This window comes from Streptomyces sp. NPDC002463 (assembly GCF_042889835.1).
Lineage (GTDB): Bacteria > Actinomycetota > Actinomycetes > Streptomycetales > Streptomycetaceae > Streptomyces > Streptomyces nymphaeiformis.
Genome location: NZ_JBIARL010000016.1, coordinates 183020 through 198818 on the forward strand (window position 1 = coordinate 183020; position 15799 = coordinate 198818).

Consider the following 15799-nt stretch of genomic DNA (forward strand, 5'->3'; position numbering starts at 1 on the left):
TCATGCCCTCCACACCCGGTCCGCCGAGCGACGGAGCCCCCGACGAACACGGCCACTGGTTCGCGCGGCTCCACGCGCGCGTCCTCGCCTCCTCCGTCGGCCTCGCCTGGAGCCGCGGCCGGGCCATGGAACTCATGCACCGCGCCATGGGCTTCGCGGCGCTCAGCCTGCTCACCCTCGTCCCCCTGCTCATCGTCGTCGCCGCGGCCGACCTCGCGAGCGGCCAGGGCTTCGCCCGCTGGCTCGTCCAGGGCCTCGGGGTCACCGAGGTCTCGCAGGAGGAGGTCGAGCGGCTCTTCGGCCAGCCGGGACAGGCCCTGCAACGCACCACCGCCTTCGGCCTCGCCGCCCTCGCGGCCTTCGGCGTCACCTTCGGGTCCGCCGTACAGACCGGGTACGAGCGGGTCTGGGACCTCCCCACCGCCCGCTGGCACACCATGTGGCGGCACGTCGTCTGGCTCGCCGTCCTGGTCGGCTCCCTGCTGCTCTTCGTCGCCTTCCCCGCGCCCGACCGGGCGCCCGCCGGCGTCACCGTCGTCGTCGCCCTCGGCGACGTCCTCGGCACCTTCCTCTTTTTCTGGTGGTCGCAGCGCTTCCTGCTCTGCGGCCGCATCCGCTGGCGGGCCCTCGCCCCCGGAGCCGTCCTCACCGCGCTCGGCCTGCTCGGGCTGCGGATCTTCTCGCAGCTCGTCTTCTCCCCGCTGATCGCCTCGAACGCCGTGACGTACGGCCAGTTCGGCACGGTCCTCGTCCTGCAGTCCTGGCTCGTCGGCGTCGGCTTCGTCGTGTACGGAGGCGCCCTCGCCGGGCGCCTCGTCCACGAGCACCTCGTCCGCCGCCGGCTGCGGCGCTCCCTGTGACCGCTACTGGTCCCGGCGCCGCACCGCGAGAACCGTCACCACGGCCCCGCCCAGCGCCCACAGCGCGAACACCAGCCACGCGCCGCCCGCCGACCACGGGAACGGCTCCTGGACGGCCGGTCCCGAGTCCCCGAGCCGCTGCCAGGCGTGCAGCGGTGTCGCGTGCGCGAGGACCGCGCTCAGATGACGCCGCTCCGTGAGCACCGCGGGCAGCAGGAGGAGCAGGACGAACGCGCCGACGATCGAGACCGCGCTCTTCCGCAGCAGTGCGCCGACCGCCATCCCCGCCAGCGCGCACACCGGGGCGAGAAGGGCCGAGGCCACCACGATGCGCAGTGCCCCCGGGTGGGTGATCGGCAGCCCGATGTCCCGGGCCGACAGCATCGCCTGCGTCGACCAGAACGACGCGCCCGCGACCACGGCCCCGAAGAGGACCTGCACCACCGTCACGACCAGCACCTTCGCCGCCATGAGCGAGCCCCGGGCCGGTACCGCCGTGAACGTCGTACGGATCAGACCGCTGCCGTACTCGCCGACCACCGCGACCACGCCCATGGCGGCCGAGGCGAGGATCAGGACCAGCGCCGCGTTGTACGTGAAGGCGTCCCACAACGCCATGTCGTTCGCCACGAACTCGGCCCGGCCCGCCTCGTCGTACTGGAGCCAGTAGCGGTAGTGGTCCCAGGCGGTGCCGAAGTTGAACGCGACCACGGCCAGCGCGCCGAGCAGCAGCGACCAGCCGGTCGAGCGCAGCGACCACAGCTTCAGCCACTCCGACCCCACCAGGTCACGGAACCGGGCACGGGGCTCCACCACGGAGGCCACGGGAACATCGAGGGTCGTCATCGGGCGTCTCCTGCCAGGTACTCGACGCTGTCGGCGGTCAGTTCCATGAACGCCTCCTCCAGGGAGGCCGTACGAGTGGTGAGCTGGTCGAGCAGCACCCGGTGCTCCAGGGCCAGTTCGCCGATGCGGGCCGCCGGAAGACCGGTCACCGTCAGCAGACCGGCCTCCTCCTCGACCTCCGCGCCTTCCCCGAGCAGCAGTGCCGTCAGGCGCGCCCGGTCCGGAGTGCCGACCGTCACGCTCAGGCGCCTGCCCCGCGCGGCGAACTCGGACAGGCTCTCCGCCGCGATCAGCGCGCCCCGGCCGATGACCACCAGCTCGTCCGCCGTGTGCTCCATCTCCGTCATCAGATGACTCGACACGAAGACCGTGCGGCCCTCCGCGGCCAGCCGCCGGAAAAGTCCCCGCACCCACTTCACACCCTCCGGATCGAGGCCGTTCAGCGGCTCGTCGAACAGCAGCACCGGAGGGTCGCCGAGCAGCGCGCCGGCGATGCCGAGCCGCTGCCGCATGCCCAGCGAGTACCCGCCGATCCGGCGCCTGGCCGCCGCCGCGAGCCCGACCTCCTCCAGGACCTCGTCCACCCGTGAGAGCGGGATGCGGTTGCTGCGCGCCAGGACCGCCAGATGCGCCCGCGCGGTCCGGCCCCCGTGCACGTCCCCGGCGTCGAGGAGTGCGCCGACGTGCCGCAGGCCGCGCGGCCGGTCCGTGAACGGCCGGCCGTCGACCGTCACCGAACCGCTGGTCGGCGCGTGCAGGCCCAGGACCATCCGCAAGGTGGTGCTCTTGCCCGAGCCGTTGGGGCCGAGGAATCCGGTGACCCGGCCCGGCCGGACGGTGAAGGTGAGCGCGTCGACGGCGGTCGTGGCGCCGTAGCGCTTGGTGAGTTCCCTGACTTCGATCATGGGAACCACCGTGCCGCCCGGGCCCCGCGCCGGGCATCGGACCAGCACGGACAATCGCCCGGGGCCCTGTCACCCCGGGTCGTACACCCTCGGTCCGATGTCCGCGCCGGGGACCGCCCTCTACGATCACCGCATGTCCGCCACCCCGTCAGCACCGTTCTTCAAGAGGGTCACACCCGGCGGGTGGGCCGCCGTCGCCTGGGGCGCGGGCATGGCCTTCACCGCCCTCCTCCGGATCCGCGTGCCCGGCCAGGAGGGGCCGGAGGTCCTGCCCGGCTTCGTCATACTGCGCTGGGACGGCCTCCTCATGCTGACCACCGGTACTCTTCTCACCCTGCGCGGCAGCGTCCTCCTGGCCCGGCGTCCGACAGCCGCCCTCAACTACCTCCTCGTCGCTCCGGTCGTCGCCACCACCCCCCTCGGCGTCACCGCGATCCCCTTCGCCCAGTACCTCGCGGTCGACGTCGCGCTCTACGCCATCGCCGCCGCCCGCCCCAGCCGCGAGGCCCGGCGGGCGCTCCTGCTCGCCCAGGGCCTGCTGGTCGTCTACCTGGCCGTCCGTCTGCTCGCCGGCTGGAGCGCCGGAACCACGGGCACCCTGGCCGTCGCCCTGACCGCCCTCGTGGCCTGGCTCCTCGGCCGCTCGGAAGGGCAGGCCCGGGAGTACGCGGAACGGAGCCGTGCCCAGGCCGCCGAGCAGGCCGTCACCACCGAACGCCTCCGGATCGCCCGCGAGATGCACGACACGGTCGCCCACAGCATCGGCATCGTCGCTCTCCAGGCGGGCGCCGCCCGGCGCGTCATCACGACCCAGCCCGAGGCGGCACAGCAGGCCCTAGCCGAGATCGAGACGGCGAGCCGCGAGACCCTCGCCGGCCTGCGCCGCATGGTCGGTGCCCTGCGCACGACGGACACGGAGGAGGCGGCCGCACCCGAGCCGGATCCGGCCGCCGCCGGCCGTACGACGACGCCCACCGGCCGTACCACGAAGGCCACGGGCGCCACCGGCCGCACCGAGGCCCCCACCGGCCGCCCCGCGGCCTCCGTCGAGCTCCCGGGGCTCCCCGAGATGCCGGGTCTCGCCGCCCTCGACCGGCTCGCCGAACTCACCGGGAACGCCGGTGTCCGGGTCGCCGTCCGCAGGGCCGGCGCCCCGTGCCCGATCCCTCCGGACATCGACCTCTCCGCCTTCCGGATCGTCCAGGAGTCCGTCACCAACGTCGTACGGCACTCGGGCGCCGACTCCTGCACCGTCACCGTGGACCAGCGCGACCCCGAGACCCTCGCCGTCACCGTCGAGGACCGTGGCCCCGTCCCCGGCCACGCGCGCGTGAGCCCCGGACCCGGCTCCGGATACGGCCTGACCGGGATGCGTGAGCGCGTCGCGGTGCTGCACGGAGAGTTCAGCGCGGGACCCCGCCACGGCGGCGGCTTCCGCGTCACCGCCCGCCTTCCCCTGCCCACAGGAGTCACCCCCCGATGAGCCAGACCACCGCCGAGCAGCCGGTCCGCGTCGTCCTCGCCGACGACCAGCCCCTGGTGCGCACCGCGCTCCGGATGGTCATCACCGACACGACGGACCTCGTCGTGGTCGGCGAGGCCGCGAACGGCGCCGAAGCCGTCCGTCTCGTCGAGGAGACCGGCGCCGACGTCGCCGTCATGGACCTGAGGATGCCCGGCACGGACGGCATCGAGGCCACCCGCGTCATCACCGAGGGCCCCACCGGCGCCCGCGTCGTCGTCCTCACCACCTTCGACGACGACGACCACGTGTACGCGGCGCTCCACGCGGGCGCGTCCGGATTCCTCGTCAAGGACATGGCCCTGGACGACATCCTGGCCGCCGTCCGCGTCGTCGCCTCCGGTGACGCCCTCATCGCGCCCAGCGTCACGCGGCGCCTCATCAAGCAGTTCACCGACCGCCCCAGGACCGCGCCCGCCGCACCGCGCCGCCGCGCCGAGGGCATCACCGACCGCGAGCGCGAGGTCCTCACCCTCGTCGGACGCGGCCTCTCCAACACCGAGATCGCCGGCACGCTCCACATCAGCATCGCCACCGCGAAGACCTACGTGACCAGGCTGCTCGCCAAGCTGGACGCCCGCGACCGCGTACAGCTCGTGATCATCGCGTACGAGGCGGGACTGGTCTCCGCCGTCTGACGGTCCGGCGGCTCTCACACGATCCGGTGATCCACTCGCGAGCCGCCGGCCGGCCCGCTCAGGACCGCTTGGATGGAAGCGACCCATCCGGTCCGTCGAGAGAGAGCCGCCCATGGCGAACACCTGGCTGCCGCCCGCCGAGTACGTCGACACGCTGCCGAGAGCGACGGCGTACGCCTGCCTCTACTTCACCGACACCGCCGGCCGCCCCTTCCAGCTGCGGGCCACCTACACGACGGAGCCGTGGCAGTGGCCCGGCGGCAACATGGACCCGGGGGAGACCCCCTGGGAGACCGCCGTGCGCGAGTGCCACGAGGAGACCGGGCTCGTCTTCACCGGCGAGCCGCGCCTCCTCGCCGCCGACTTCGTCACGCACCGGGGCGAGGACTGGCCGGCCAACCACATCGGCTTCATCTTCGACGGGGGCGAGCTGACGGACGAGCAGATCGCCTCCGTCGTCCTCGACCCGGAGGAGCACAGCGAATACCGCCTGCGGACCCTGGACGAATGGGAGCGGGAGATGCACCCGCGCGAGTTCGCCCGCCTCGCCGAGATCGACCGGGCGCGAAGGACCGGCTCCACCGTGTACGTGGAGAGCGGCCCCACCGGAACGTGACGGTGGGGCCCGTCCGCAGGGACGGGCCCCACCCGTGTGCGCTCAGGCGCCGCAGCCCGTCATCGGGTGGGCGATGTCGACGACGAAGCGCTCCGGCGAGTGCAGTCGGAAGGTCTTGAAGTCGGGCTTGGTGTCGAAGGCGGCTCCGATGGTGACCACGCCCTCGAAGTCGCCGGTCAGTGCGACCCCCTTGAGCGCGGGCAGATGGATCTTCAGCAGCCGGGGGCCGTGATAGACGGACCGGCCGGCGTCGTCGTGGGCGGTCGCGGGGGAGAGCTTGATCTCCAGGAAGTGCTTCCCCGCGAGCGGGACCCTGTTTCCCGATCCGTCGTAGTACAGCGAGCGGACCTGATGGACGGTGACCGGGGGCATGGCCCCCCGGACGTCGATCACGAGCCGGTCGAAGGTGGCGTGGCCGCCCCAGCGGACGTTGACGACCTGGGCCGTGGCCGGGGTCGAGGCGTTCAGGGCCGGGGCGTTGGCGGCGCCTGCCGGGATCGTGGCGCCGATCCCGGCGGTCAGCAGGATTCCTGCGGCGACGGCCGCGAGGGTGTGGCGGTGAAGCATGACGTCCCCCAATTTCTGCTGTTCCGGGGACAGTGGTGTCACTGGCAGAGACAACCACCACCACGATACGGTTCCACCCGTTCTGCGGTATATGGGGTAAAAAGTTCCCATGTGCTGGAGTGCGACCGCCGACCTCTGGGCGGGTCTCGGGATCGCCGCCGTCGGCGTCGCCTCCCTCGCCTCCGTACGCCGCCCCGGGGACGCCCCGCTCGCCGCCCTGCCCCTCCTCCTCGGCGCCCACCAGGTCGTGGAGGCCGCCGTCTGGCACGCGGGCGGCGGCACCGGACCCGCCACCCTCGCCTGGGCCGCGATCGCGCTTCCCCTGCTGCCCCTCTGGGTGCCGCTGGGCGTCCTGACCGCCGCCCGCCCCGCCGACCGGCCACGCCTGCTCGCACCGCTCGCCGCCGGACTCGTGACCGCCGCCGTCCTCGCGTACCGCCTCGCCGTCCACCCCGTCGCGGCCGATATCCGCGGCCACACCCTCGGCTACGCCGTCGACCTGCCGTACGCCCCGCTCGTCCTCGCCGGATACCTGCTCGCGACCGTCGGAGCGCTGCTCCTCGCCCGCGACCGGCTCCTACGGATTCTGGGACTCGTCACCGGTACCGGAGCGGTCGTCTGCGCCCTCCTGTGGCGCACCGCGTTCGTCTCGACCTGGTGCGCGCTCGCTGCGGCCGCCTCGCTGCTGCTGTTCGCCTGGGTACGCGGGCGGCGGCCGGTCGCGGCCGCGTACGGATCCGAGGCCGGCCGGCCGTAACCCGACGGCCTCTCAGTAGTTGACCAGGGCATGAAGAAGCGCAGCATGCTCGCCATCGCCTCCCTCGCCGCAGGCGTCGTCACCGCCATCGTCACGCCGCCGCCGCAGGCCAGCGCCGCGGAGAGCCCCCTGGCCGGCACCACGGGCCTCCTCCAGGACGACCAGACCGCGACCGTCCTCCACGAGACCGTCCAGGGCGCCGAGGGCGCCCTCCAGAACCAGCAGGCCGGCGGGCTGCTCTGACCTCGCGTCCCAGGTGGCGGCCGGTGCCCCGTGTTCCCCGGCGGAACACGGGGCACCGACGCGCCGTGACCCGGGAGGAGGCGGCCCGTGCGCGCGCCGTACGTGAGTAATGACAGGATGTCCCCATGAGCAACGAGAACGTTTACTTCGACATCACCATCAACGACGAGCCCGCGGGCCGCATCACCTTCAAGCTGTTCGACGACGTCGTCCCGAAGACGGCGGAGAACTTCCGCACCCTCGCCACCGGCGAGAAGGGCTTCGGCTACGCCGGCTCCCCGTTCCACCGCGTCATCCCGAACTTCATGCTTCAGGGCGGCGACTTCACCAACGAGAACGGCACCGGCGGCAAGAGCATCTGGGGCGAGAAGTTCCCGGACGAGAACTTCAAGCTGAAGCACGACCGCCCGTTCCTGCTCTCGATGGCCAACGCCGGCAAGAACACCAACGGCTCGCAGTTCTTCATCACCACGATCGTCACCGACTGGCTCGACGGCAAGCACGTCGTCTTCGGCGAGGTCGTCGAGGGCCAGGACCTGGTCAAGAAGATCGAGTCGCTCGGCTCCGCCTCCGGCGCCACCAAGGCCAAGATCCGGGTCGCCGAGTCCGGCATCGTGAAGGCCTGAACGCCTTCCTGAGCTGAGCGGAGGGCCTGGAGCCCCTGCTCGCACCCGGACGGGGCGGGGAACGCGGTCCACCGGACGCGCGTCCCCGCCTCCGCGGTGAACTCCCGCCCGGTCCCGAGGCCCCTCGGTCGCACGGTCTCCACGCCCTTGGGCCTGCCGGGTCTCCAGGCCTCAGGCGTCTCCGGACCTCCGGGGCTTCAGACCTCCGGGCCCCAGGCCTTCGGGGCTTCAGACGAAGGCCGGCGCGTTTCGTTCCGCCCACGCCGAGAAGGGCCGGGGCGCCCGCCCGAGCACCCGCTCCACGTCGGGGCTCACCCGCTGCTCGTCCGCGCGGGGCTCGCCCATCACCGACAGCATCCCGTCGACGGCCTCCTCCGGCAGGAACCGCACCAGCTGCGCCCGGGCCTCGCTCGCGCTCTGCGCCACGAACTCCACGGGAGCGTCCAGCGCCTCGGCCAGCGCCCGCACCTGATCACGCGGCGAGACCGCGACCGGCCCGGTCAGGACGTACGTCCGGCCGGAATGCCCCGGGTCGCGCAACGCGGCGACCGCGACCCCCGCGATGTCCGCCGGGTCCACCACCGGCAGCGCCACATCGGCGAACGGAGCCGTGACGGTACGGGCCGAGCGCACCTGCTCGGCCCACAGGAAGGCGTTGGACGCGAAGCCGCCGGGCCGCAGCACCGTCCACTCGACGCCCGACTCCCGTACCGCCGTCTCGAACGCCCGCAGGATCTCGTGCGACACGGAACCGGTCCGCGTCCCCACCAGCTGCGAGGACTGGAACACGATCCGCCGCACCCCGCAGGCCACCGCCGCCGCCACGATCTCGCGCGGACGCAGCTCATCGCCGAGACCCGCGACGAGCAGATAGACGGCCTCGGCACCCTCGAACACCCCCTTGAGGCCGTCGACATCGGCCAGGTCGCCCTGCCGGTGCGTCACACCGGCGGGCAGGTCCCCGGCCGGACGGCGGCTCACCGCCGTGACCTCCTCGCCGGCCGCGGCCAGCATCTCCACCAGCGGTCGCCCGACGTTTCCGGTCGCTCCGGTCACCACGATCACAGCTGTTCCCCTCCAGGGAGTCCGTGGCGGAGCGCGAGCGCCCCGCCGTCTTCGTGACCTCATCCTGGAAGGCGAACTGGCCATCTCCTGGCCAGTTTCACGGACCGATTTCGGGAGACCTCACTTCTGCTCGCCGAACCGGCGCTCGAACTTGGCGATCCGGCCCTCGGAGTCCACCGTCCGCGCCGTGCCCGTGTAGAACGGGTGGCTCTCGGAGGAGATCTCGACGTCGATCACCGGGTACGTGTTGCCGTCGTCCCACTCGATGGTCCGGTCGCTGGTCGCGGTGGACCTGGTCAGAAACGCGTACCCCGCAGAGCGGTCACGGAACACCACGGGGCCGTACTCGGGCTGCTTGTCCTGCTGCACGTGTCCTCCTCGGGCTGCCGCCCTGACTCGTCCGGCCTGATCGGCACGGCACTCCCAGCCTCCCCGGGCAGGAGGCCGTCGACCAGTGCCACGGGCCCGACCGGGTGAAACCCTCCGGCCCGCGAGGAGAGCTCAGCCGCCGTCCGCCCACCGCGCCGCGAGCAGCAGCGCGATGTCGTCCGGCCGGGACGTGGCCGCCCGGGCCTCCCGGATCAGCCGGTCGGCCGTCTCCGCGAGCGCCAGCGACCCTGTTGCTGCGAAGGCGCGGCTCAGCCGCCCGATCCCCTCGTCGATGTCCTGGCCCGGCCGCTCCACCAGACCGTCCGTGAACAGCGCGAGGACCGCCCCCGGAGCCAACCGCAGCCGTGTCACCGGGTACGACGCCCGGACGTCGACCCCGAGGACCATCCCGCCCGCCAGCTCCACCTGCTCCGTCGTACCGTCAGGCATCCGCAGCAGCGGCTGCGGATGTCCGGCCCGTACCGCCCGCGCGTCACCCGTCTCGGGGTCGAGGAGTACGTAGCAGCAGCTCGCGAACTGCCCCGGGTCCAGATCGATCAGGAGCCGGTTGGTGCCGCGCATCACGTCCTGCGGCCGATGGCCCCCCAGCGCGAACGCCCGGACGGCGCTGCGCAGCTGCCCCATGGTGGCCGCGGCCGCCACACCGTGCCCCTGCACGTCACCGATCACCAGGGCGAGCCGCCCGTGGCCGGCCTCGATCACGTCGTACCAGTCGCCGCCCACGTCCATGCCCTGCGTGCCCGGCAGATAGCGGCCCACCGTCTCCACCCCCTCCCGCACCGGCAGCCGGTGCGGGAGCAGCGCGTCCTGCAGCCCGCGCGCGACCGCGGATTCGGTGTCGTACCGCTGCGCCCGCTCCAGGGCCTGCGCGATCAGCCCCGCGAGCGCCGTGAGGACGGTCCGTTCCTCCGGGCTGAACCCGCGTGGTGAGTCGAAGCCGAGGATGCAGGAGCCCACCGGCCGGCCGGAGGCGATCAGGGGGAGGAAGGCACGCGCGCCCGAGTGCGCGTCCATCGGCAGATCCGGATACGCCCGTCCCAGCTGCTCCATGGACTCGAAGAAGAGCGGCCTGCCGGTCGTCAGGGTCTCCACGCCCGGCACCTGGGCGTCCAGGGCCACCCCGTCGAAGGGTTCGAGGAACCCCGGCGGGAAGCCCGTCTCCCAGGCCAGATAGAGCCGCCGGTCGCTCAGCAGATAGATCGCCAGCTGCCGTCCGCCGAACGCGGGCAGCAGCTCCTCCGTCACCACGGCCGACACCTGGCGCGCCGTCACCGCCTCGGAGAGCGCGATCGCCAGGGCCACCGGCCGGTACAGCTCCGCCGCCCGGTCGCCCGGTTCCGTCAGGACGTCGTCCGTCCGCCGACGGCCGCGCGCGGCTCCACGGGCGACCGGCACCGGTTGCTCCTCCGGGACCAGCACCATCGTCACCCCGTCCCGGCCGGGGTAGAGCGAGACCGACAGCCAGCGGCCACGCTCCGGGCGGGCGAGGAAGCGCACCGGTTCACCGGAGAGCAGCGCGGCGCGCAGCTGCTCCTCGTGGAAGGGGTGACCGAACCAGGGCAGCGCGTCCCACAGCGGCCGCCCCGCCAGCGCCCGGCGCGGCCGGCCCAGCAGATGCTCCGTCCGCTCGTTGACGTAGGTGACGCGGCCCAGCCGGTCGGCGGCCAGAATGGCCCGCGGCAGCCGGTCCGTGGCGTCCGAGCCGACCAGACCCGTACCGAGGTCCACGAGCGTGCCCTCCAGCCGGCCGCCGCCCGCGGGCCCCGTCCCCGGTGCGGCCCGCCGCGCCCGCGCGGACACCTCGAGGAGGTGGAGGCCGCCGTCCGGCCCCCTCAAGTGGATCCTGCGGACCGACGGCCGCCCGTCCGCCCCGGTCGCCTGCCGGGCCGCCGCCCACAGCGCGTACCCGTCCTCGGGGTCGAGGAGCGACGTGAGCACCTCGACCGAGCACGGCGAGGTGACTTCTGCTCCGAGGACGGCCCGGAGGCCGTCGTCCAGCGTGACCGTGCCCGTCTCCAGGTCCCAGGCGAACGAGCCGAAGCGGACCGGGGGCCCCGAACCGGTCGGCAGCTGCACGCACACCGGGTCCCCGGGCCACTCGACCTCCGTCCCCTGCCGTGCCAGATCGGCCAGGGTCTCGCCGAGGCGGAGTGCGCCCCGGGTCATCCGGTTCCGGTCCCGCGCGTTCACCGGCACCCCCGGGGTCGGTGAACGCAGCGCCACGAGCACGCCGAAGTGCTCACGGCCCGCGACCACCGGCGCGTACAGCGAGGCGAAGGGGAACGGCAGGCTCGCCACCAGCTGGGGGAACCGCCGCATGGCCTCCTCGACGTCGGCGAGATGGACGGACTGCCCGGAGCGGTGCACCTCCGCGACGGGGAACGGCCGGTTCGCGTGCATCCGCCACCACGGACGGAACAGCGGCCCCGGCAGTCCCACCAGGACCGCGAGCCGCAGCAGCCCCGGGGTGCCGGAGCGCAGGTAGACCCCGCCCGCGTAACCGCCGACCTCCTCCACCGCCGCGAGGGCCGCCTCCGCGAGGGCCCAGGTCAGCGCGCCGGATACAGGCCCGATGGCGGCTTCGCTCCCGGGCGGAATCCCGGTGCCGCCCACCGGGCCGGGGCCGGGCGCGCCGTGCGAGGTCACACAGCCAGCATGCCCCCGATGCGAAAGCACCCGCATCCCGGACCGGAGACGCCCCGGCTCCGGGGCCCGACGTGCAGCCGGTCCGGGAGGCGCGCACCGCCGTCCGGGCTCCGCCACGCTCCCACGCGCCCCACCCGACAGTGTTGACCCCACGCGCCCACGCCGTCACACTCGGTCGTCGACCGTCGCCATCGGCGCGCGGCGGCACCACCTCGCGAGCAGGGGGCACGATGACGGGCCAGGTTCTTCCGTACGACGTACACGGCGAAGGCCCCGGGAGGGCCCTCGTGCTGCACAACTGGTTCGGCGACCGCACCAGCTTCTCCCCGCTGCGCGCCCATCTGGACGGCTCCGTCGGCACGTACGCCTTCGTCGACTGCCGGGGCTACGGCGACGCCCTCGACCACGCGGGCGCGTACACGATGGAGGAGGTCGCGGCCGACGCCCTCGCGGTCGCCGACGACCTCGGCTGGGACTCCTTCTCCGTCATCGGCCATTCGATGGGCGGCAAGGCGGCCCAGCTGATGCTCCTCGACGCCCCCGGTCGGGTCCGCTCCATCGTCGGCATCTCGCCGGTCTCCGCGGCCGGGTTCCCGCTCGACGGCGAGACCTGGGAGCTCTTCGCCGGTGCCGCCGACGAACCGGCCAACCGGCGCGCGATCATCGACAACACCACCGGCGGGCGCTACGACGACGCCTGGCTGAGCGCACTCGTCGACCGCTCCGTGACCCGCTCCTCCGCGACGGCCTTCCGCGCCTACCTGGACTCCTGGTCCCGCACCGACTTCCACGAGCGCGTCCGTGACAACCCCACGCCCGTCCTGCTCGTCGTCGGCGCCCACGACCCCGCGCTGGGCACCGAGGCGATGGAGGCCACGTGGCTGCGCTGGTACCCCAACGCCCGCCTCGAAGTCCTCAAGGACGCCGGCCACTACGCCCCCGAGGAGACGCCGCAGGCCCTCGCCGAGGCCATCGAGGCCTTCCTCGGCGCCTGAGGCCGTCGGCCCCGGTCTCCGACCCCGTCGATCCGGGGTCCGGTCCCGTCGAAGATCATCCGAAGGTCAACGGGACCGACGACTTTCGAGGACAGCGGTGAGGCCCCTCGGCAGCCGATCATCGTGCTCACGACCTCAGGGGGCGGTCTTCCAGGGACCGCCCACGACCGGCAGGAGCACAACCGATGGGCCTCGCACAGTCACAGCAGCGCTTTCTCGTCCGGCAGAAGGTGACGCTCATGGCCAACCGGTACCTGGTGCACACCATCGGCCCGGACGGCAAGGAGGGCGAACTCGTCGCCTTCGCCCACCAGAAGAGGATGGCGCTCAAGGAGCACGTCACCTTCTACACGGACGAGTCCCAGCGCCAGGTCCTCTTCACCTTCAAGGCCCGTCAGGTCATCGACCTCGGCGCGACGTACGACGTGGTGGGCGCCTCCGGCACCCGACTGGGCGGCTTCCGGAAGGACTTCGGCGCGTCCCTGCTGCGGAGCACCTGGCACCTGAGCCGGGAGGGCGAGGCGGGCGAGACCACCGGGCAGGAGCGGAACGAGGTGGTGGCGCTGCTGCGGCGCGCCTGGGAGTTCCTGCCCCTGGACCTCGTTCCGTTCGTCGTGCCGTACCACTTCGACTTCACCGCGGACGGCCGCTCCGTCATGTCGGTCGACAAGCTGTTCGGGATCCGGGACCGGTACGTGCTCGACATAGCCGACCCGGGGCTCGACCGGCGGCTGGCGATAGCCCAGACCGTGGCCCTCGACGCCCTGCAGTCCCGCTGACGGGGGAGGCCCACCGGACCGACGGGGCGCGTGGACGGAGCCGACCCGCTGACCGCACCGGCCCGCCGATCGAGCCGACCCGCTGACCGCACCGGCCCGCTGACCGAGCCCGCCCGTCGACCCGGGTGACGCGTCTACCCTGGAGGGACGGGCAGGGGACGGGGCACGCCGTTCCTCCCCGCGCCCGAGCCGCACACCAGCGGAAGGGCGGCGGACCATGTTCTTCAGCGATCGTACGGATGCGGGGCGCCAGCTCGCCGCCCGGCTCGACCACCTCAAGGGCCATGACGTCGTGGTCCTCGGGCTCCCGAGGGGTGGCGTGCCGGTGGCGGCGGAGGTCGCGGACGCCCTGGACGCGCCGCTCGACATCTGTCTCGTACGGAAGCTGGGCGTGCCGCACCAGCCGGAGCTCGCGATGGGGGCGCTCGGGGAGGGCGGTGTACGGGTGCTCAACGAGCGGGTGCTGCGGGAGGCCCGGGTGAGCGAGCGCGACCTCGCCGCGGTGGAGGAGCGGGAGCACACCGAGCTCGACCAGCGCGGCCTCCGCTACCGGGGCAGCCGGCCCTCCGTGCCTCTCGACGGGAGGACGGTCGTCGTGGTCGACGACGGGCTGGCCACGGGGGCCACGGCGCTGGCGGCCTGCCGGGTGGTGCGGGCCAGGGGTGCCGCCCGGATCGTGCTCGCCGTGCCGGTGGCGCCGAAGGGCTGGACGGCCCGTGTCGGCGGCGAGGCCGACGAGACCGTCAGCGTGCACGCCCCGGAGCTCTTCTTCGCGATCGGGCAGTTCTACCGGGACTTCTCGCAGACCCCGGACGCCGAGGTCATCGACTGCCTGGAGCGGAACAGAGCCGGGCGGGCCCCCGTCGTGCAGGACACGGACGTACGGATCCCGGTCGACGGCGTCAGCCTCGGTGGGCGGCTCGCGGTGCCCGAGGGTGCGGGCGGCATCGTCCTGTTCGCGCACGGCAGCGGCAGCAGTCGCCACAGCCCCCGGAACCGGGCCGTGGCCGCCGAGCTCAACCGGGCGGGACTCGGGACGCTGCTCTTCGACCTGCTGACCGAGTCGGAGGCGGTGGACCGGGCGCATGTCTTCGACACCCCGCTCCTCGCCGGGCGGCTCGCCGGGGCCACGGAGTGGCTGGCCGGGCGTCCCGAGAGCGCGGGGCTGCCGCTCGGGTACTTCGGTGCGAGCACGGGTGCGGCGGCCGCGCTGTGGGCGGCCGCCGAGCCCGAGTCCCCGGTGAGCGCCGTCGTCTCGCGCGGCGGTCGGCCGGACCTCGCGGCCGAGCACCTGGCACGGGTGCGTGCCCCGACGCTCCTGGTGGTGGGCGGCGCGGACGCGATGGTCCTGGACCTCAACCGGCGGGCCCTGGCGCTGCTGCGCTGCGAGAACCGGCTCGCCGTGGTGGGGGGCGCCGGCCACCTCTTCGAGGAGCCGGGCGCCCTGGAGGAGGTGGCGGACCTCGCCACCTCCTGGTTCGCCGAGCACTTCCGGCGTGAGGGGATCAGTACGCCGAGTTGACGTTGTCGATGGAGCCGTAGCGGTCGGCCGCGTAGTTGCAGGCGGCGGTGATGTTGGCGACCGGGTCGAACAGGTCCAGGGACGTGCCGGGCACGTGGTAGGCGAGGAAGGTCGGCTCGATGACCTGGAGCAGGCCCTTCGAGGGGGTGCCGGCGACCGCGTTGGAGTCCCAGAGGTTGATGGCCTGGGGGTTGCCGGACGACTCGCGCATGACGTTGCGGAAGATGCCGTCGTAGGAGCCGGGGATGCCGTGCTGGCCCATGATGGCCAGCGACTCACGGATCCATCCGTCGAGGTTGTCGGCGTAGTTCGTCGCGGCGACCGTGGCCGCCTTGACGGCGGCGGGGGCGGCGACGGCCGGAGCGGCCGCGGCGGCGGAGGAGCCCGTTCCGGCGGCGACGGCGGGGGTGGCCGGCTTCGTCTTCGCCTGCGTGGGGGCGGCCTTCACGGAATCCCGACGAATCGTCAGTTCGAGGCCGGGGTGAATGAGTGACGGATTGTCACCCACGACGCTCTTGTTGGCGTGGTAAAGGTTCTTCCAGCCTCCCTGAATTCCCTTCTTGTGGGCGATCAGGGAAAGCGAGTCACCGCTCACGACGGTGTACGTGTGCGCGGCGGCCGGGGCGGCGGGAGCCTTGGCCGCGACCGGGGCGGCGAGGCTCTGGACGGCGATCTCCGGGGCGCCGGACACGGGCGCGGCGTCGGCGACGGCCGGGGCGATGAGCGGCAGGGCGAGTGCGGCGCCACCCGTGCCGACCAGGGCGAGGCCGCGGGAGACGGGGCTGCGGCGGTGACGGCGGTGCTTACCGTGAGCAGGCATGA

17 protein-coding genes are annotated in these 15799 nt (G+C 73.3%); 10 read left to right on the top strand and 7 right to left on the bottom strand.

Annotated features, from left to right (window positions below):
* The first annotated feature begins 2 nt into the window (after positions 1–2).
* Positions 3–860: a YhjD/YihY/BrkB family envelope integrity protein gene (locus tag ACFYX3_RS29735; protein WP_389019650.1), complete on the top strand. Its 858-nt coding sequence runs from the start codon at positions 3–5 to the stop codon at positions 858–860.
* Positions 861–863: 3 nt separating this feature from the next.
* Here ACFYX3_RS29735 and ACFYX3_RS29740 read toward each other — a convergent pair whose 3' ends face one another.
* Together ACFYX3_RS29740 and ACFYX3_RS29745 are read right to left on the bottom strand one after the other, a co-directional pair.
* Positions 864–1706: an ABC transporter permease gene (locus ACFYX3_RS29740; RefSeq protein ID WP_389019653.1), complete on the bottom strand. Its 843-nt coding sequence runs from the start codon at positions 1704–1706 to the stop codon at positions 864–866.
* Positions 1703–2611, bottom strand: coding sequence for an ABC transporter ATP-binding protein (locus tag ACFYX3_RS29745; RefSeq protein WP_389019656.1), 909 nt, complete (start codon positions 2609–2611; stop codon positions 1703–1705). Before ACFYX3_RS29745 ends, ACFYX3_RS29740 begins: the two co-directional genes overlap by 4 nt.
* Positions 2612–2744: 133 nt before the next feature.
* On the opposite strand from ACFYX3_RS29745, the gene ACFYX3_RS29750 reads away from it, so the two are divergent.
* The 3 genes from ACFYX3_RS29750 to ACFYX3_RS29760 all read left to right on the top strand — a co-directional run bounded on the left by ACFYX3_RS29750 (position 2745) and on the right by ACFYX3_RS29760 (position 5387).
* Complete coding sequence (locus ACFYX3_RS29750; protein WP_389019659.1) at positions 2745–4094, top strand: sensor histidine kinase; 1350 nt, start codon at positions 2745–2747, stop codon at positions 4092–4094.
* Positions 4091–4771, top strand: coding sequence for a response regulator transcription factor (locus tag ACFYX3_RS29755; protein WP_116164359.1), 681 nt, complete (start codon positions 4091–4093; stop codon positions 4769–4771). The genes ACFYX3_RS29750 and ACFYX3_RS29755 overlap by 4 nt, the downstream gene beginning before the upstream one ends.
* Positions 4772–4883: 112 nt before the next feature.
* Positions 4884–5387: an NUDIX domain-containing protein gene (locus ACFYX3_RS29760; protein WP_376590551.1), complete on the top strand. Its 504-nt coding sequence runs from the start codon at positions 4884–4886 to the stop codon at positions 5385–5387.
* 42 nt (positions 5388–5429) lie between these two features.
* Here the strand turns inward: ACFYX3_RS29760 and ACFYX3_RS29765 are convergent, their stop codons facing one another.
* The gene (locus ACFYX3_RS29765; RefSeq protein ID WP_376590549.1) at positions 5430–5954 is read right to left on the bottom strand and encodes a hypothetical protein; all 525 of its coding nucleotides are present in this window, start codon (positions 5952–5954) and stop codon (positions 5430–5432) included.
* Positions 5955–6063: 109 nt separating this feature from the next.
* Here ACFYX3_RS29765 and ACFYX3_RS29770 point away from each other — a divergent pair, with 109 nt between their 5' ends.
* From ACFYX3_RS29770 to ACFYX3_RS29780, 3 genes are all read left to right on the top strand, one after another.
* Positions 6064–6711 carry a DUF6629 family protein gene (locus ACFYX3_RS29770; RefSeq protein WP_389019665.1) on the top strand — a complete coding sequence of 216 codons (648 nt, stop codon included), beginning with the start codon at positions 6064–6066 and terminating at the stop codon, positions 6709–6711.
* Between the two features lie 30 nt (positions 6712–6741).
* A complete protein-coding gene (locus ACFYX3_RS29775; RefSeq protein WP_376590545.1) occupies positions 6742–6954 on the top strand; it encodes a hypothetical protein in 213 nt (70 codons plus the stop codon).
* 125 nt (positions 6955–7079) lie between these two features.
* Positions 7080–7580: a peptidylprolyl isomerase gene (locus ACFYX3_RS29780; protein ID WP_389019669.1), complete on the top strand. Its 501-nt coding sequence runs from the start codon at positions 7080–7082 to the stop codon at positions 7578–7580.
* Positions 7581–7808: 228 nt separating this feature from the next.
* Here the strand turns inward: ACFYX3_RS29780 and ACFYX3_RS29785 are convergent, their stop codons facing one another.
* The 3 genes from ACFYX3_RS29785 to ACFYX3_RS29795 all read right to left on the bottom strand — a co-directional run bounded on the left by ACFYX3_RS29785 (position 7809) and on the right by ACFYX3_RS29795 (position 11681).
* The gene (locus ACFYX3_RS29785) at positions 7809–8645 is read right to left on the bottom strand and encodes an SDR family oxidoreductase (RefSeq protein WP_389019672.1); all 837 of its coding nucleotides are present in this window, start codon (positions 8643–8645) and stop codon (positions 7809–7811) included.
* A 120-nt stretch (positions 8646–8765) separates the two neighbouring features.
* Positions 8766–9014, bottom strand: a complete 249-nt coding sequence (locus tag ACFYX3_RS29790; protein WP_376594964.1) for a type B 50S ribosomal protein L31 — start codon at positions 9012–9014, stop codon at positions 8766–8768.
* Positions 9015–9146: 132 nt separating this feature from the next.
* Positions 9147–11681: a SpoIIE family protein phosphatase gene (locus ACFYX3_RS29795; RefSeq protein ID WP_389019675.1), complete on the bottom strand. Its 2535-nt coding sequence runs from the start codon at positions 11679–11681 to the stop codon at positions 9147–9149.
* Positions 11682–11911: 230 nt separating this feature from the next.
* Between ACFYX3_RS29795 and ACFYX3_RS29800 the strand changes: the two genes are divergently transcribed.
* The 3 genes from ACFYX3_RS29800 to ACFYX3_RS29810 all read left to right on the top strand — a co-directional run bounded on the left by ACFYX3_RS29800 (position 11912) and on the right by ACFYX3_RS29810 (position 14977).
* On the top strand, positions 11912–12676 hold the full coding sequence (locus ACFYX3_RS29800) for an alpha/beta fold hydrolase (RefSeq protein WP_389019678.1): 765 nt from the start codon (positions 11912–11914) through the stop codon (positions 12674–12676).
* Between the two features lie 185 nt (positions 12677–12861).
* The gene (locus ACFYX3_RS29805) at positions 12862–13455 is read left to right on the top strand and encodes a hypothetical protein (protein WP_376594962.1); all 594 of its coding nucleotides are present in this window, start codon (positions 12862–12864) and stop codon (positions 13453–13455) included.
* Between the two features lie 217 nt (positions 13456–13672).
* The gene (locus tag ACFYX3_RS29810; protein WP_382653988.1) at positions 13673–14977 is read left to right on the top strand and encodes a phosphoribosyltransferase family protein; all 1305 of its coding nucleotides are present in this window, start codon (positions 13673–13675) and stop codon (positions 14975–14977) included.
* Here the strand turns inward: ACFYX3_RS29810 and ACFYX3_RS29815 are convergent.
* The gene (locus ACFYX3_RS29815) at positions 14961–15797 is read right to left on the bottom strand and encodes a transglycosylase SLT domain-containing protein (protein ID WP_389019683.1); all 837 of its coding nucleotides are present in this window, start codon (positions 15795–15797) and stop codon (positions 14961–14963) included. The two genes, ACFYX3_RS29810 and ACFYX3_RS29815, sit on opposite strands and share 17 nt — an antisense overlap.
* Between the last annotated feature and the right edge of the window lie 2 nt (positions 15798–15799).

What these genes read in the sequence shown, in the direction of transcription:
- ACFYX3_RS29735 (WP_389019650.1), top strand. Translation starts at nt 3, where the DNA reads ATGCCCTCCACACCCGGTCCGCCGAGCGACGGAGCCCCCGACGAACAC.
- ACFYX3_RS29740 (WP_389019653.1), bottom strand. Translation starts at nt 1,706, where the DNA reads ATGACGACCCTCGATGTTCCCGTGGCCTCCGTGGTGGAGCCCCGTGCC.
- ACFYX3_RS29745 (WP_389019656.1), bottom strand. Translation starts at nt 2,611, where the DNA reads ATGATCGAAGTCAGGGAACTCACCAAGCGCTACGGCGCCACGACCGCC.
- ACFYX3_RS29750 (WP_389019659.1), top strand. Translation starts at nt 2,745, where the DNA reads ATGTCCGCCACCCCGTCAGCACCGTTCTTCAAGAGGGTCACACCCGGC.
- ACFYX3_RS29755 (WP_116164359.1), top strand. Translation starts at nt 4,091, where the DNA reads ATGAGCCAGACCACCGCCGAGCAGCCGGTCCGCGTCGTCCTCGCCGAC.
- ACFYX3_RS29760 (WP_376590551.1), top strand. Translation starts at nt 4,884, where the DNA reads ATGGCGAACACCTGGCTGCCGCCCGCCGAGTACGTCGACACGCTGCCG.
- ACFYX3_RS29765 (WP_376590549.1), bottom strand. Translation starts at nt 5,954, where the DNA reads ATGCTTCACCGCCACACCCTCGCGGCCGTCGCCGCAGGAATCCTGCTG.
- ACFYX3_RS29770 (WP_389019665.1), top strand. Translation starts at nt 6,064, where the DNA reads ATGTGCTGGAGTGCGACCGCCGACCTCTGGGCGGGTCTCGGGATCGCC.
- ACFYX3_RS29775 (WP_376590545.1), top strand. Translation starts at nt 6,742, where the DNA reads ATGAAGAAGCGCAGCATGCTCGCCATCGCCTCCCTCGCCGCAGGCGTC.
- ACFYX3_RS29780 (WP_389019669.1), top strand. Translation starts at nt 7,080, where the DNA reads ATGAGCAACGAGAACGTTTACTTCGACATCACCATCAACGACGAGCCC.
- ACFYX3_RS29800 (WP_389019678.1), top strand. Translation starts at nt 11,912, where the DNA reads ATGACGGGCCAGGTTCTTCCGTACGACGTACACGGCGAAGGCCCCGGG.
- ACFYX3_RS29805 (WP_376594962.1), top strand. Translation starts at nt 12,862, where the DNA reads ATGGGCCTCGCACAGTCACAGCAGCGCTTTCTCGTCCGGCAGAAGGTG.
- ACFYX3_RS29810 (WP_382653988.1), top strand. Translation starts at nt 13,673, where the DNA reads ATGTTCTTCAGCGATCGTACGGATGCGGGGCGCCAGCTCGCCGCCCGG.
- ACFYX3_RS29815 (WP_389019683.1), bottom strand. Translation starts at nt 15,797, where the DNA reads ATGCCTGCTCACGGTAAGCACCGCCGTCACCGCCGCAGCCCCGTCTCC.